The sequence below is a fragment of the Vibrio sp. M260121 genome (genome assembly GCF_036533715.1).
Taxonomy (GTDB): Bacteria; Pseudomonadota; Gammaproteobacteria; order Enterobacterales; family Vibrionaceae; genus Vibrio.
Genome location: NZ_JATABF010000028.1, coordinates 1 through 13,648 on the forward strand (window position 1 = coordinate 1; position 13,648 = coordinate 13,648).

At 45.6% G+C, this 13,648-nt stretch carries 14 protein-coding genes and 1 pseudogene; 7 read left to right on the forward strand and 8 right to left on the reverse strand.

The genetic code is table 11. The features are described from left to right. From QTO06_RS25560 to QTO06_RS15340, 5 genes and pseudogenes are all read right to left on the reverse strand, one after another. Positions 1–71: pseudogene (locus QTO06_RS25560) on the reverse strand (flagellin); the annotation flags it as partial. Positions 72–334: 263 nt separating this feature from the next. After that, positions 335–1,474, reverse strand: a complete 1,140-nt coding sequence (locus tag QTO06_RS15325) for a flagellin (RefSeq protein WP_331408782.1) — start codon at positions 1,472–1,474, stop codon at positions 335–337. Positions 1,475–1,646: 172 nt separating this feature from the next. Then, positions 1,647–3,893, reverse strand: a complete 2,247-nt coding sequence (locus QTO06_RS15330; RefSeq protein WP_331408783.1) for a hypothetical protein — start codon at positions 3,891–3,893, stop codon at positions 1,647–1,649. A 116-nt stretch (positions 3,894–4,009) separates the two neighbouring features. Next, the gene (gene melB, locus QTO06_RS15335) at positions 4,010–5,434 is read right to left on the reverse strand and encodes a melibiose:sodium transporter MelB (protein ID WP_331408784.1); all 1,425 of its coding nucleotides are present in this window, start codon (positions 5,432–5,434) and stop codon (positions 4,010–4,012) included. Positions 5,435–5,522: 88 nt separating this feature from the next. Further along, a complete protein-coding gene (locus QTO06_RS15340; protein WP_331408786.1) occupies positions 5,523–6,875 on the reverse strand; it encodes an alpha-glucosidase/alpha-galactosidase in 1,353 nt (450 codons plus the stop codon). Positions 6,876–7,203: 328 nt separating this feature from the next. On the opposite strand from QTO06_RS15340, the gene melR reads away from it, so the two are divergent. Beyond that, the gene (gene melR / locus QTO06_RS15345) at positions 7,204–8,214 is read left to right on the forward strand and encodes a transcriptional regulator MelR (protein ID WP_331408787.1); all 1,011 of its coding nucleotides are present in this window, start codon (positions 7,204–7,206) and stop codon (positions 8,212–8,214) included. Positions 8,215–8,293: 79 nt separating this feature from the next. Here the strand turns inward: melR and QTO06_RS15350 are convergent, their stop codons facing one another. Beyond that, positions 8,294–9,196, reverse strand: a complete 903-nt coding sequence (locus QTO06_RS15350; RefSeq protein WP_331408788.1) for a Dyp-type peroxidase — start codon at positions 9,194–9,196, stop codon at positions 8,294–8,296. 44 nt (positions 9,197–9,240) lie between these two features. After that, positions 9,241–9,726, reverse strand: coding sequence for a DUF2919 domain-containing protein (locus QTO06_RS15355; RefSeq protein WP_331408789.1), 486 nt, complete (start codon positions 9,724–9,726; stop codon positions 9,241–9,243). 143 nt (positions 9,727–9,869) lie between these two features. On the opposite strand from QTO06_RS15355, the gene QTO06_RS15360 reads away from it, so the two are divergent. After that, on the forward strand, positions 9,870–10,223 hold the full coding sequence (locus QTO06_RS15360; protein ID WP_045480567.1) for a DUF2956 domain-containing protein: 354 nt from the start codon (positions 9,870–9,872) through the stop codon (positions 10,221–10,223). Between the two features lies 1 nt (position 10,224). After that, a complete protein-coding gene (locus QTO06_RS15365; protein WP_331408790.1) occupies positions 10,225–10,557 on the forward strand; it encodes a DUF4156 domain-containing protein in 333 nt (110 codons plus the stop codon). Positions 10,558–10,595: 38 nt separating this feature from the next. Here QTO06_RS15365 and QTO06_RS15370 read toward each other — a convergent pair whose 3' ends face one another. Further along, the gene (locus tag QTO06_RS15370) at positions 10,596–10,883 is read right to left on the reverse strand and encodes a winged helix-turn-helix domain-containing protein (RefSeq protein WP_005445349.1); all 288 of its coding nucleotides are present in this window, start codon (positions 10,881–10,883) and stop codon (positions 10,596–10,598) included. 304 nt (positions 10,884–11,187) lie between these two features. Here QTO06_RS15370 and QTO06_RS15375 point away from each other — a divergent pair, with 304 nt between their 5' ends. The 4 genes from QTO06_RS15375 to QTO06_RS15390 are packed head-to-tail and all read left to right on the forward strand — an operon-like array spanning position 11,188 to position 13,631. Beyond that, positions 11,188–11,538: an ArsC family reductase gene (locus QTO06_RS15375; RefSeq protein WP_005436871.1), complete on the forward strand. Its 351-nt coding sequence runs from the start codon at positions 11,188–11,190 to the stop codon at positions 11,536–11,538. Positions 11,539–11,556: 18 nt separating this feature from the next. Beyond that, positions 11,557–12,693: a succinyl-diaminopimelate desuccinylase gene (gene dapE / locus QTO06_RS15380; RefSeq protein ID WP_199437797.1), complete on the forward strand. Its 1,137-nt coding sequence runs from the start codon at positions 11,557–11,559 to the stop codon at positions 12,691–12,693. 39 nt (positions 12,694–12,732) lie between these two features. Then, the gene (locus QTO06_RS15385) at positions 12,733–13,431 is read left to right on the forward strand and encodes a M15 family metallopeptidase (protein WP_331408791.1); all 699 of its coding nucleotides are present in this window, start codon (positions 12,733–12,735) and stop codon (positions 13,429–13,431) included. Next, entirely contained in the window at positions 13,428–13,631 is a 204-nt protein-coding gene (locus tag QTO06_RS15390; RefSeq protein ID WP_033005406.1) for a DUF2897 family protein, read from the forward strand. The genes QTO06_RS15385 and QTO06_RS15390 overlap by 4 nt, the downstream gene beginning before the upstream one ends. Positions 13,632–13,648 lie beyond the last annotated feature (17 nt).

A 13,648-nucleotide genomic window follows, 5' to 3' on the forward strand; every position in this document is an offset into this window, starting at 1 on the left:
GCTGAGTTTGCGTTGTTTAGGTAACGCTGAGCGGTCATCGCTGATACGTTTGTGTTTACATTCACTGCCATGGTGATTTCTCCAATTGATTTTCCGATGTAGCGGTTTCCGACGTCTCGGAAAACCAAGTAGTTCTCTCAAAGTTACTTTTATTAACGGCGCATGCCCTGTTTTCTTTAGAAAAAATTTTAGATTTTTTTGAAAATAATTCGTTTGGAGAGGTAATCGTGACGAAGCGGATAAAAAAGCAAAAAAACTTTCATTTTTCGCTAAAGCTTCTTTTCGAATTGTCGATACAGGCTGATTTTGCGTTAAATTCGTGTGGTGCGAACCATTAACCAAGCAGCGTCAAAGCAAGGTTTGGCGCTTGTTTTGCTTGTGCCAGAATAGAAGTACTGACCTGTTGCAAAATCTGCTGCTTCACCATTTGCGTGGTTTCTTTGGCGTAATCAGTATCTTGAATGCGGCTGTTCGAAGCCGCTAGGTTTTCGTGGATATTATCCAGATTATTGATCGCATGATTAAAGCGGTTTTGATACGCACCTAACTCAGCACGACTGCTGTCCACTGTTTTCATGGCGTCATCTAGAATACCGACCGCCATTTGAGCACCACCCACCGTACTGATATCAATTTTATCTACCGTTCGTTTTACAGTGACATACTTGTCAAGCTCTAACTCATCACCCAAACCACCGCTGAAGGTTGGTCCAGGGTATCCTATGGCATCTTTATAGGACATCAGTAACTGCAGTTGCCCTTCTTCATTAACAGACGCTTTTACTTTATCGGTTTGCCCATTAATGTAAGTAGCGAGTTCTTCTATATCGTCGCCTGCTTTAGCTTCAATACGGATCTCCTGCTCTTCAAAATTGTTATCACGATAGTGGATAACAATATCGTTGTTTCCGTTTTGAACCGTCCAATCGGAGCCGAGCCTTTGAGATGATCTCATAGAAAAGCTAGCAAAAGATTCCGGCTGCATAGTCCGTAGGCCAATTTGTACCGCTTCACCAGCAGTTGCACCGATTTGAAAAGACGATGTGCCAAATGTGCCATTTAGTAGTTTACGCCCACCAAATGAGGTGGTTTCCGCAATACGACTTAACTCATCATTTAAAGCAGAGACCTCTTCTTGCAGTGCAGTGCGTTCCGCTTTGCTGTTTGAACCATTGGCTGATTGAAGCGACAAATCACGCATACGCTGCATGATGTTAGTCACTTCATTCATCGCGCCTTCCGCAGTTTGCATGATGGAAATGCCGTCGTTTGCGTTACGCACGGCAACATCCAAACCACGCATTTGCGATTGCAGACGGTTGGAGATTTGTAGACCTGCAGCGTCATCCTTTGCGCTGTTAATACGCCTCCCTGAAGACAAACGCTCCATGGATTGGTTCAGCATGTCGGTTGCACTGGTCAAATGACGCTGTGCGACAAGTGCTGCCACATTGGTATTAACGGTGATCGCCACGAATAAAGGTCCTGAAATTAAGGCTTTGGATACTTATCGACCAAATTTCAGAAAGGTTTAATGTTTTTTAAGAAAAGCGAAGTAGTTACGCATTTCCCGACGAGACAGCGAATAGCAAAAAGCCTAGTGATGACACACTAGGCTTTGCATTTATAAGCAAAGACGACTCAGATTATTTTCTTACTTCGCTGCTTGAGTTGGCCGCAAGAGTAACTGTCACATAACTCACTCGTTGTCCGTTAACGAGCTTGTGCTCAGCAGAAACAGGCTGCCCATCAACAATAAGCGTCGGGTAATCGCCATAGAACCAAGCTTCCCATTCTAAGTTTTGCTCGGAGGTATTGGTTAGCATCGACCGCTCCAAACCATCATGGCGCAAAGTTAATTCGTGCTCTCCCATCGGAAGTTGCTCAACTTGAAGCCAGTCAATATCGGTTGTTAGATGAGACGCGGTTACAACTCGATGGTTTGCCGCATCAGGCTTGATGCCCATCAACCCCTCAATGGTATTCGAAATAAAGGTAAAAGAGATTTCAGGATAGTCACCGTTAGTACCTTGAGTTGGACGCTCATGGGGCTCGTCTTTGATATCCATGATGTACTGCATCCACTTCCATGCTTCCGCATTACGATTGTAAGGGAAGTAGGTTTCTGGGATATAAGTGTAAGCCTCAATGTTGTATGGCGCTTCCGGCGTACTTCCAATTCCATCACCCAGATTTTCTGCAATAAAGTCTAAGTAGCGGTCGTTACGTTCTCCAGGTTCAGTGATCAGCTTCATTGGCATGAACCAACTGTTTTCTTTGCCGAAGTCATTCATTCGGAAGCCATCACGCTGAACGATATTCACGTAATTGTCCTGCGGTTTATTTGGATCCGCGATACTCCACTCTTCATTAAAGAAGTTTTTAAGTTGCTGTGCTTTCTCTTGCCAAAGCGCCGCCTCGCTGTACTCTTCACGAGCTCCAAGCATTGCAGCATACGCGACCGTCGCTTGGTATTGAGAGCCTATGCCATCACCGGCTTCAATTGGGAATTCGCCACGCTCGTTGTAAGTTGCGGATCCTTCAAAAATACCACCATAACCTTCGGCAATACCGTTAGGATCTTGATCGTCGTGAAGCGTGATATAATCCGTTAGCACCTTGGTGTAAAAACGCCATAAATCTGGGTCTTCGATGTAACGCTTGTCTCCTGTCCATTGATATTGCTTCCATGCTTTTTCCACAAACTCAAATTGCGCAGGCACTTCACGTACAAACCAACTGTCGTCTTTGTAGTCAATGGTATGTGGCGTGCCATCAAAGTTAACCGCCCACAAGGTATACCATTTTCTTGATTCCGTGGAATGCTTAGCGAAGGTCTTAAACATCGAAAAGTTTTCGGCATCTAAACCTGCAATTTTGGCTCCACTGACTTGATGTAAGAAGTCGCGAGAGTAGAAAGCCGTTCGGTCAAAGTAGCCAGCCCAATAAGATGGGATGTAATCAGCAGTGCCATCACCATCATTATTGTTCTCATCACGGTTAACCAGATCATGCTGCCCCGTCATAACGAAGCGACGTGTTTTATCAATTGCCCATTCAAACGAATCTTGAAGCTTCTGATTCGAGGACGTGACGACAACCTGCTTCTCTTTTTCAATCGCCGTTAATGTCCATTTTTCTTCTTTACCATTTGCATCTGTTACTACCGCTTGCACTGGTTGAGTAAAGTCCACGACTTCACCCACATCCATGCTTGATCGGCTTTGTTCAGAAACCAAAAGGGTACTCACCTTTATGGCACTCAAATCGGTGCCATAAGGCACTTGGAACTCGACGGTTCGTTGAGTTTTATCAATGCCCGTCACACCGACCTGTTGCTCGGCTTTAAATTGGATGATTTGATTAAAACGAACAGGCTGGCTCTTGTTCACTCTTACCAAAGACACACTGTCGACGCTCACCCCACCGACATCAGATCCTGTAAACCAGACTTTAATTTGCTCGCCTTTCTCTAGTGGAATAGCTGGCATAGTATTTGGCTTATATATTTCACCCTCTACATTTTCGTCTTTGGTTTTTTCAATCGTCTGGCTGACTAGAACCTCATCGGTCAGATTACTCAAGCCAAGAATGGCGTCATCACTTGGGCTGCTGATGAAGGCGGATAAATCATAAAAGCCCGTCTCTGGAATGGTGACTGTTTGGCTTACATGATGGTTGGTTCCGGTGGCAATCCTCGCCATCGACTCACCAACATAAGCGTCTTCATACTTCACATTGGCAAACCAGTAGCTCCATCCTAAACCGTCATTTTCAAAGGTAGAATTTGAGACAAGGTTGTCGCCTTTCGAAGAATCATCATCAGACGAGCTATTACAACCGGACAAAGCAAGGGCGACAAGAATCGCTGAAGCAAGTATTTTCAGTTTCATTTTTTTCTCGTAGGGATAGCGTGGTTATTGGATAACGTTTATTCGGGATGCTGCCGGCGACATGAAATGAAGACGCCGGCATGTTTATTGTTAATTTTTAATAGCTATAAGATGCGTTAAACTGCTTGGATGGACTCTGGAGAGACTTTCGTTTTCTCATCAGAATCGTTGGCTACGATATGGTCGTACTTCTCCGTCAGATGATCTTGAATCTCCTGATGATAAGCACCGTTGAGTTTGTAGAAGCGGAAGTACACAACCAAAGCGATAGCAAAGAAGAACGCAGGCAAGCCAACCATGATGCATTGCATGCCAAATACGGTTTCAGGGCTCTGCTCCATGTTTGGAACATAGTCCACCGCAGTTAACGCGATACCGATGAAGAAGGCCGCAAAAGCTGAACCCGCTTTAACCACCAGCGTTTGTACTGAGTAAGCAATACTTTCGCAGCGTGAACCTAGCTTGTACTCGCCATAGTCCACCGTGTCCGCCACCATAATGACGTTCAGTACCCAAAATAGCGCCGTACCGATTTGCAATAACACACCCGCTGTAGAGATCAGCAAGATGCTTTGTTTGTCGTACATGCCTACATAGATAAGTACCGCACTACCTAAGATCGGGAAGCTCGATGCACACGCCCACAGCACTCGACGTGAAAACATTTGAGCCAGTTTAGGGAAAAGAACCAGAGTAATTAGATTAGCAATACCAGCATACGCCATGTAGTAAGGGAAAAGTTCCTCATTACCAACCACATAGGTGAAGTAATACACCGCAAAGGCTGTGATGATGTTCGTGGCCAAGTTGTATGACAGTGCCATACAAAGCACGCTAGTCAGTTGGTCATTTTTGTAGATAAGGGAGAGGAGTTTTTTCAGTGAGACTTTTTCTTCAGGTTTCGTCACGTCAAGGTTGCTAGTTGAGTAACGCTCTTTCACGTTACGTAGCGTGATATATGTTGAGACGAGGAAACAACCGACAAGCAAAATGGCAAACACTTGGAAGCCAAATCCTTTGTCGTCACCACCGACATAATTCACGAACGGCATTGCGATTGCGGCGGTAACAATCCATGCAAGGCTAGCGAAGAATCGAGGGTACGGAACCAGCTCTTCACGCTCGCGCTTGTCTAGTGTCAGTGTTGGAACCAGTGACCAGAAAGGGATATCCATTAAGGTGTAGGTCATGCCCCACAAAATGTAAGTCACTGCAGCATAAGCAAGCAGCCATGGTCCCTCGATGTAATGTGCACTAAACAACATCAACAACACGACCGAGTTGGTAATGGTACCGATCAAAATCCAAGGCTTAAATTTGCCCCAACGAGAGCGCGTATTGTTCACGATCCAGCCCATAATCGGGTCGTTGACCGCATCCCAAATACGCGCCACCAAAAAGATGGTTCCCACTGCGGCAGCCGAGATACCAACAACATCGGTGTAGTAGAACATCAGATACATGTAAACGATGGTGATAGCGAAGTCTTTACCAAATGCGCCAAAGCCGTAGCTTAGCTTGGTATTCATAGAGATACTCATTTGTTGCTCCTTACGCCTCCTCATCGAGAAGGCGCAGTATATTCACGTTATTGTCGTTTTTATTGATATTGATTTTGTGATTCTGGATTTACTGATGCACCCACGCTGGCAACCAGCCTTCATGTGCTTCAATCAAGTCATCAACAAGGGCATAAATCTCTTCGAGTCCAAGCACTGCTGCAGTATGAGGATCAAGCATGGCAGCATGATAGATACGATCTCGGTTTTCAGTGAGGATGGCTTCCGTCAGCAGAGTTTGAACATTGATGTTGGTCTGCATTAATGCCGCTAAGTGATTTGGTAGTCGGCCAGCTTTGATAGGTTGAACACCATTTGCGTCGACCAGACAAGCTACTTCCACACAACAACCTTGTGGCAAGTTGTCAATTAACGCTTCGTTCTTCACGTTGCCGTAGATAACACTTGGCGTGCCTGTCCAAATCGAGTTCATGATAGTGCTCGCGTATTCATGCGACTCTTTGACGGTGATTTGATCCGCGTTTTTGAAGTCTTCGAGGTCTTTTTTCCAGTCAGCAATTTGTTCTACACAACGTTTAGGATATTCATCAAGTGGCACTTTATAACGTTCAATCAGATCTGGGCGATTTGGTTTGATGAAATATGGGGTGTATTCAGAAAAATGTTCTGATGATTCCGTCACGAAGTAGCCTAACTTCTTAAACATTTCGTAGCGGACTAGGTTGGTACAGCGACCATTGTGGTGCAGACCCGGCTTCGGCGCTTTGCCTGATTCAAATGCCTCAAGCAAATCAGGATAAATGTCGACATATTCCCCCTGCTCGTTTTTCTTTTCGAGCGTCAGGTAGTAAGCCATGTGGTTAATGCCCGCACAGGTGTAACGAAGATCTGAATATTCGATATCGAGGTCACGGGCAAGCTCTTCCGCCGTACCTTGCACTGAATGGCACAAGCCCACTTGTTTGATATGCGGATATTTCTCATACATCGCCCATGTGTTCATCGCCATTGGGTTAACGTAGTTGAGCATGGTGGCATTTGGACACACTTCAGTCATGTCTTCACACACGCTCCAAAGGTGAGGAATAGTGCGCAGTGAGCGCATGATGCCGCCAGGGCCTAAAGTGTCGGCGATGGTTTGCTCCAAACCGTGACGCTTACAAACCTCAAAGTCAGTTACAGTGCATGGCTCATACCCACCGATTTGGAATGCGATGACGACAAAGTCTGCGCCTTGCAATGCTTCTTTTTGGTTTAAGTGACAAGTGATCGTCCCCGTCGCACTGGATGATTCCATCAACTTGCTTACTACTAGGTGTGATTCCTCCAAGCGGATTTCATCAATATCCATCAAGGCAATTTGCGCCCCTTTGAAGGCTGGCTTATGGAACACATCGCCAAGAATGTTCTTCACAAAAATCGTAGAACCCGCACCGATGAATGTGATTTTAGGGCTTTTCATAGTTGAATCCTTTTTGCTTTCATACTTTTGTTTCGATGCATTTAAGTTACACCTGTCGCAAGGCCGAATTCGTCTCAGATAAACCAATCACTCTCCCGTTTCCTAATATTTAAAATCAACCAGTAAAAAATCTTAGGAAATGGGATATTTTTGTGTAAATCAAGGATAAAGAAGGTGGAAAGATACGCTGAGGCTTGCTAGCACGGCGATTTAAATCACATAACCAAAATCTTATAAAACAGAGTCGTCGGTGTTTTTGAAGCTGTTCTGAGTTTTGTTTCAACAGATTTAGTACAAAGAACTTATACAGTTTCCTAAGAGGTGGGCGATGGCAAAGGTAGAGTCCAAGGCAGAGTTAGATACATTGAAAGTGGTGATTCAAGATAAGTATTCTTCCGAAACTGTTTCTGTAAGTCCGCTTTCGCTGTACTCCTCCTATGAAAAAATCGATATCGAGCTTAGGCCGCCCCACTCTATGCCGGGTTATCACTGGCATGGACAAGTAGAGGTGAACATTCCTTTTGGCGATGATGTCGAGTACATCATTAACGGCAGTCCAATAGTGGTGAAAGCAGGCTCGATAGGATTGTTTTGGGCGTCGGTGCCTCATAGGCTCACCGACCCGGGCAAGAGTCATAATATGGGGATCATCAATATTCCGATTCACCACTTTATGTCTTGGACGCTAAATCGAGACTTCGTCAATCAGATCACCCACGGCTGCGTATTGCAGTCCAACTCGAATGCATTGGTCAGTGAATTTGAGTTAGCGCGTTGGGCAGAAGAAATTAGTCACCCTTCAGAAAGCCGTCAGCAATTAGCGATAGATGAAATTGGGCTCATGTTAAAGCGAATGTGCCTTGATGGCTGGGAGCAACTGGTCATCAATCGACAAGAGAAGTCGACCAAAAAAGGCGTCTCCAAACACTCGCAGTTTTACGTCAGTCAGATGCTGGAATACATTGCCACCCACCATAACCAGCCGATTACGGTCAAAGACATCGCAGAGCATATTGGGCTGCATACCAATTATGCGATGAACGTATTCCAACGAACCATGCAGATGACCATCAAACAATACATAACGGCGATGCGGATTAACCACGCCAGAGCACTGCTGAGTGATACCGACCGGACAATATTGGACATTGCCTTAACGGTAGGTTTTAACTCGAGTAGCCGTTTCTATGAGACTTTTCAGAATTTTATTGGTGTGACACCAACGCAATATCGTAAGAAATCACGCGAAGATCATCGCTGGAGCAGTCACAGTAGTAGCCCACTTTACGAACTAGAGAAAGGCGCCATTGATGGCAAAAGACCATTGACGGTCAGTTAGTCTTATCAGGCAAGAATGAGGGGGAAACAAAAAAGGCAGATCACTCTGCCTTTTTAATCATTGGAGGGTTAGCGAAGAATTACTTAATCGCCAATTCCGCTAGCATTTCTTGTGAAGGAGCGAAGAAGTAAGCACCTGTTACCGCTTTAGTGAAGCGAAGCAGTTGGTCAGTCTTACCATCGGTAACACCGTACATGCTCTCTAGCATCACTTTGATGTTGTGGATAGTGTTGCAGTAAGAGATGAACAACAGACCGTGTGCGCCCGTTACTGTACCGTATGGCAAGCTGTGACGAACGATCTTAAGGCCTTTGCCTTCTTCTTTGATGTCCACACGACCTACGTGAGAAGCGGCTGGAACATCTTCTAGCTCGATAGAGTCAGGCTTAGTACGACCAATCACTTTCTCTTGTGCAGACACGTTCAAACGGTTCCATGCAGGAAGGTTGTGCTCAAAGCGTTGAACCATCACGTAACTACCACCAGCGAAAGCACCGTCTTTGATCAATGCTACGTCAGCACGTGCGTCACCTTTCGGGTTCTCTGTGCCATCAACAAATTCTGTCATGTCACGAGCATCTAGGTAACGGTAGCCGTATGTTTCGTCAACAATTGTTACGTCTTCTGCTGTGTCCACTAGGAACTTACGCAGAACGTAGAAGTGCAAATCGTGGCGCGTTGAATGACAGTGGATCAGCACATCAACGTCTGATGCCGGAGCAATCACGTCACCTTCACCCAATTGTGGGAAATCAATCAACTCTTCTGGCATTTGCATGTTTAGGTGCTGCCAGAAAGACTTAGTGAATGCGATAGAAATTGTTAGGTCTGCATCTGGTTGGTTCGCATTGAGCTCTTTTACTAGCTCAGGTAGCGCTTTCAGTTTCGCCAGTACGTTTTCACGGTTTTGGTTCACTTTTAACTGAGTGTAAAGTGCAAATGGTCCTGCTTCAGGCACAATCGCCGTTTGAGCTTGTGACATTGAGAAATCCTCTATACATTGCCCCATGCGGGAATTTTTTGTTCTTAATTCTTCGATGGCTGTTCTTCTTTGTGCTCAACTTGTGGCACGTTGAAACAGTCTTTCACCCATCTTCCATTAAAAAGATAGATCATAAACCAAGCTAACAGGGTAATAGTGAGCGCGTTTGCCCAGTTGAATACGCCATGTTCGAGGTAGACATGATACATGGTCTGAGCCAATTGAATACCGCACAAGATCAAAGTCATAGCGCGACCATGTCGGGTAATTTGATTCACCCAGCCTCTGTCGGGATGACGCAAGCCCATCAACCACATCAGCAACAGGCTGGGAATACCCATCGATAGTCCGAGGTATAACGTATTAGAGTCGGGGTAAACAATCGATAGTATCTTGCTACCGCTGTCTCTACTCACTCCTGCCATGGCAAACACCACCCAAGAGCGTGCTAGGAACATCCAACCTAGCCATAACATAATTGGCGCTTTCAAAAATCCATGAGCGTCGTACTGATCAAATGAGTAACGCACAATATCGTCTTCTTAGTTTCATAAAAACGCCACTTTAACCGATCGCTTAAGAGTTGCAACCCAGCAAAGATGAGAACTAAAGTTCATTTCATCATCTTACGCAGGTAAACTAGGTTTAGATTTACAGTGACGTCGATGGAAACATGAAGAAGAAAAACACAGCAGCACCCGTTCCTTCCCAAGAAACCCAAACTGAAGCGATGAAGATTGCTAAATCCACGCAAAAGCCAGGGCAAACCAAAGAACAGACTAAACTGATCGCTCAAGGTATTGAGAAAGGCATTGCTCAGTACAAGAAGCAGCAGAAAGAGCGCAATCGACAAGCGGATAAAGCGAAGAAAAAGCAGCAAAGAGAAAAACAGCGCCAAGTCGATGACGTAGTTGAACAAGATTCTGCAAACGTTGAAGCACCAACGAGCAAACCTGCCGTCTTACCTTGGGCGCTATTGGTTTTAAGTTGGGCAGGTTTTGCGGCTTACATCATGATGGGGAAATAGCATGCAACGTTATGTGATGATAGGAAGCATCGCATTGGCTTTGATGGGGTGTTCATCCCCATCCACACTGCCAACTGAACTAGGTAGTAATGTGCAGATTCGCATTGATAGTCAGTTCAATCCAGAACGATGCGAGTACCTAGGTGAAGTCACTGGCAGCGAAGGGCATTGGTATAATTACTTGTTCTACACCAACGATGCCATGATGCATGGTGCAATGGCCGATTTGAAAAACAACGCCGCTTTGCTCGAGGCCGACACCGTTTACATGGTCTCACCTCAAGACTTTGTGACTTCTTTCAGCGTGCTGGGTACTGCCTACCGCTGCCAATAAGCGTTTTCCAGACGTAAAAAAAGCCAGCAATTGCTGGCTTATGCACGAAATCCAAGACTGCTAGCGATATCTCCCTCTCGCTCAAGAACCCATTGACTGTCAAAAGGTCCCCAATCCGAAAGTTGGTAATAGCCGTCGTTATGACGTCGACCATCTTGAACGAAGATGAGTTCGATGCCGATCCCCGGTAATGCCTTGAGTACATCTTGAATAGTACGACGAGGCCACCCCGTTCTTTCGATCAATTTTGGTACATTTGGCCTTTCTAGGTTTTCCACCAACAAGGCCAAATATAGCCGCCTTGCAAAAACAGGACTCAATTCCATTGACACCTCCTAAAATTGTGCTGATTCATTATTTCTTTTTTGCTCGGCGAGATGTTGCGTTTGATCAATAACTCGACTTTTCCGTGCTATTTAGCCGAGTTTTTTATCAATCTGATCACCATTTGGTGGAGGAATGAGCTACAAAATAAGCCTGAATAGAGCACTGACCTGTGAAATATTCGCCGCATGATTTTGTCACATTGGTTGCTTCTTGATAGGATGCTTGAACAGCCAAAAACAATGCAAAATCGGGCGTTCCATAGCGCAAACCGATAAGTAAAGTACAAAGAGAAAAGGAAATAATATGACGATCACTATGTTCGGCATCCCAAACTGCGACACGATTAAAAAAGCCAAGAAATGGCTAGAAGCGGAAAACGTTGCTTTTGATTTTCACGACTACCGCAAACAAGGTATCGATGCGGCAATGGTGACGGAATTTTGTAACGCTCTAGGTTGGGAGCAAGTTCTGAACAAGCGTGGCACAACTTTCCGTCAACTGACTCAAGAGCAAAAAGATTCTCTTAACGAAGAAAACGCAATCGCGCTGTTAGTAGAAAATCCAGCGATGATTAAGCGCCCAATCTTGAAAGTTGAAGACCAACTTCATATCGGTTTCAAAGCAGACCAATACGCGACCATTTTTAACTCTTAATTTAAGGAACACTCAAGGATGACAGACAGTCCAGTACTGGCACTTGCTAAAGACCTGATTAGCCGCCAGTCCGTAACGCCTGAAGATGCAGGCTGCCAGGAAGTAATGATCGAGCGATTGAAAGCGCTTGGTTTTGAAATCGAAGTCATGGTGTTTGAAGACACTACTAACTTCTGGGCTCGCCGTGGTACAGAAGCGCCACTGTTTGCTTTTGCCGGCCACACAGACGTTGTGCCAGCGGGTAAGTTAGAACTGTGGGATACACCACCATTTGAACCGACCATTATCGATGGTTACCTTCACGGTCGCGGTGCGGCTGATATGAAGGGCTCACTGGCTTGTATGGTGGTTGCGGTTGAGCGCTTTATTGCAGAAAACCCGGACCACAAAGGCTCGATCGGCTTCTTGATCACTTCAGACGAAGAAGGTCCATTCATCAACGGTACCGTTCGCGTTGTTGAAACCCTAATGGAACGCGGCGAGAACATCGACATGTGTATCGTTGGCGAACCTTCAAGTACAGAAGTGGTTGGTGATGTAGTGAAAAATGGCCGTCGCGGCTCAATCACTGGTGACCTAACCGTAAAAGGTACACAAGGTCACGTGGCCTACCCTCACCTTGCAAACAACCCAGTTCACCAGTCTCTAATGGCTATCCATGAGCTTGCCACCACTGAGTGGGACCAAGGTAACGACTACTTCCCTCCGACTAGTTTCCAGATCCCAAATGTTTCAGCAGGGACTGGCGCGTCTAACGTCATTCCTGGCGAATTCAACGTTCAATTCAACCTGCGCTTTAGCACTGAGCTCAGCAATGAAGTGATCGTTCAACGCATCACTGAGACGCTGGATAAGCACGAGTTAGACTACGATCTAAAATGGACCTTCAACGGCGACCCATTCTTAACTGACACTGGCGCATTGCTAGACGCAGTGGTAGCAGCGGTTGATGAAGTAAACAGCACTAAACCAGCGCTTCTGACAACAGGCGGCACATCTGATGGTCGCTTTATCGCCCGCATGGGTGGTCAGGTGGTTGAACTTGGCCCTGTTAATGCGACGATTCATAAAGTGAACGAGTGTGTGAAAGTGGACGATCTAGAAAAGTTGACTGACATGTACGAGAACACATTAAAGCATCTGTTAGCAAAATAGCGCCTACGTGTGTAGCAAGTAGTATTTAACGAGAACACCATGACACCAGAGCAACTTACCGGAATCACTGACTCACACCTGCAATCCACTTTAGTGGGTCAAAAAGCCTTTATGCTTCATCCAGAGGTCGCAGAGGATTTGTTGCAGATGATTGATGCGGCAAACAAAGCGGGGTTTAAGATGGAAATTGCCAGCGGCTTTCGCGATTTCAACCGCCAAAAAGCGATCTGGAACGGTAAGTTTGCCGGTGACTTAACCATCTTAGATTCTCACTCCCAGCCTCTAGACAAGGCGAAACTCAGTGATAAAGAAAAGCTGATGGCCATTCTTCGTTGGTCTGCCCTACCCGGCGGAAGCCGACATCATTGGGGTTGTGATTTTGATGTCTACGCGCGTAACTTGCTACCGTCAGACACACAATTGCAGTTAGAGCCGTGGGAATACTTAGAAGGTCACCAGTTACCTTTCTATCAATGGTTAGCAGCCAATTTAGAGCGCTTTGGTTTCTTCTTCCCTTATCAGCAAGATCTGGGGGGCGTTGCCATTGAACCCTGGCACATCAGCCATCGCTTTGTAGGGCAACAATGCCTAACCCATTTGACGCCCGAAGTTCTGAGAAATCAGCTCATTGAGCAAAATCAGATCGATAACATTGCAGGGATTGACGTCATATTGAATAATTTGGATAAGGTCGTTACCAAATTCATTCACAATATCACGCCGCCGGAGGCTCTATGATTGAACTATTAACCAACCCTTGGGTCATTATCATCATAGTGGTCAGCATCGTGGTGGGGAATATTGCTGCGCTCAAGTACACCGCAAAAATGAAGTTTGGTCAGATGGATAAAGGTCGTAAGAACGATTTAGATAAGCTGAACGAGCTGGATAAAGAACGCTACGGCGAAAATGGTGAGAAGAAAGACGACTCTCGTTAATATCACATTTGAGCTTA

Excerpts from the sequence above, each read along its gene's own strand:
- QTO06_RS15330 (WP_331408783.1), bottom strand. The coding sequence starts at position 3,893 with ATGAAACTGAAAATACTTGCTTCAGCGATTCTTGTCGCCCTTGCTTTG.
- QTO06_RS15360 (WP_045480567.1), top strand. The coding sequence starts at position 9,870 with ATGAAGAAGAAAAACACAGCAGCACCCGTTCCTTCCCAAGAAACCCAA.
- QTO06_RS15370 (WP_005445349.1), bottom strand. The coding sequence starts at position 10,883 with ATGGAATTGAGTCCTGTTTTTGCAAGGCGGCTATATTTGGCCTTGTTG.
- QTO06_RS15350 (WP_331408788.1), bottom strand. The coding sequence starts at position 9,196 with ATGTCACAAGCTCAAACGGCGATTGTGCCTGAAGCAGGACCATTTGCA.
- dapE (WP_199437797.1), top strand. The coding sequence starts at position 11,557 with ATGACAGACAGTCCAGTACTGGCACTTGCTAAAGACCTGATTAGCCGC.
- QTO06_RS15390 (WP_033005406.1), top strand. The coding sequence starts at position 13,428 with ATGATTGAACTATTAACCAACCCTTGGGTCATTATCATCATAGTGGTC.
- QTO06_RS15385 (WP_331408791.1), top strand. The coding sequence starts at position 12,733 with ATGACACCAGAGCAACTTACCGGAATCACTGACTCACACCTGCAATCC.
- QTO06_RS15340 (WP_331408786.1), bottom strand. The coding sequence starts at position 6,875 with ATGAAAAGCCCTAAAATCACATTCATCGGTGCGGGTTCTACGATTTTT.
- melR (WP_331408787.1), top strand. The coding sequence starts at position 7,204 with ATGGCAAAGGTAGAGTCCAAGGCAGAGTTAGATACATTGAAAGTGGTG.
- melB (WP_331408784.1), bottom strand. The coding sequence starts at position 5,434 with ATGAGTATCTCTATGAATACCAAGCTAAGCTACGGCTTTGGCGCATTT.
- QTO06_RS15375 (WP_005436871.1), top strand. The coding sequence starts at position 11,188 with ATGACGATCACTATGTTCGGCATCCCAAACTGCGACACGATTAAAAAA.
- QTO06_RS15365 (WP_331408790.1), top strand. The coding sequence starts at position 10,225 with ATGCAACGTTATGTGATGATAGGAAGCATCGCATTGGCTTTGATGGGG.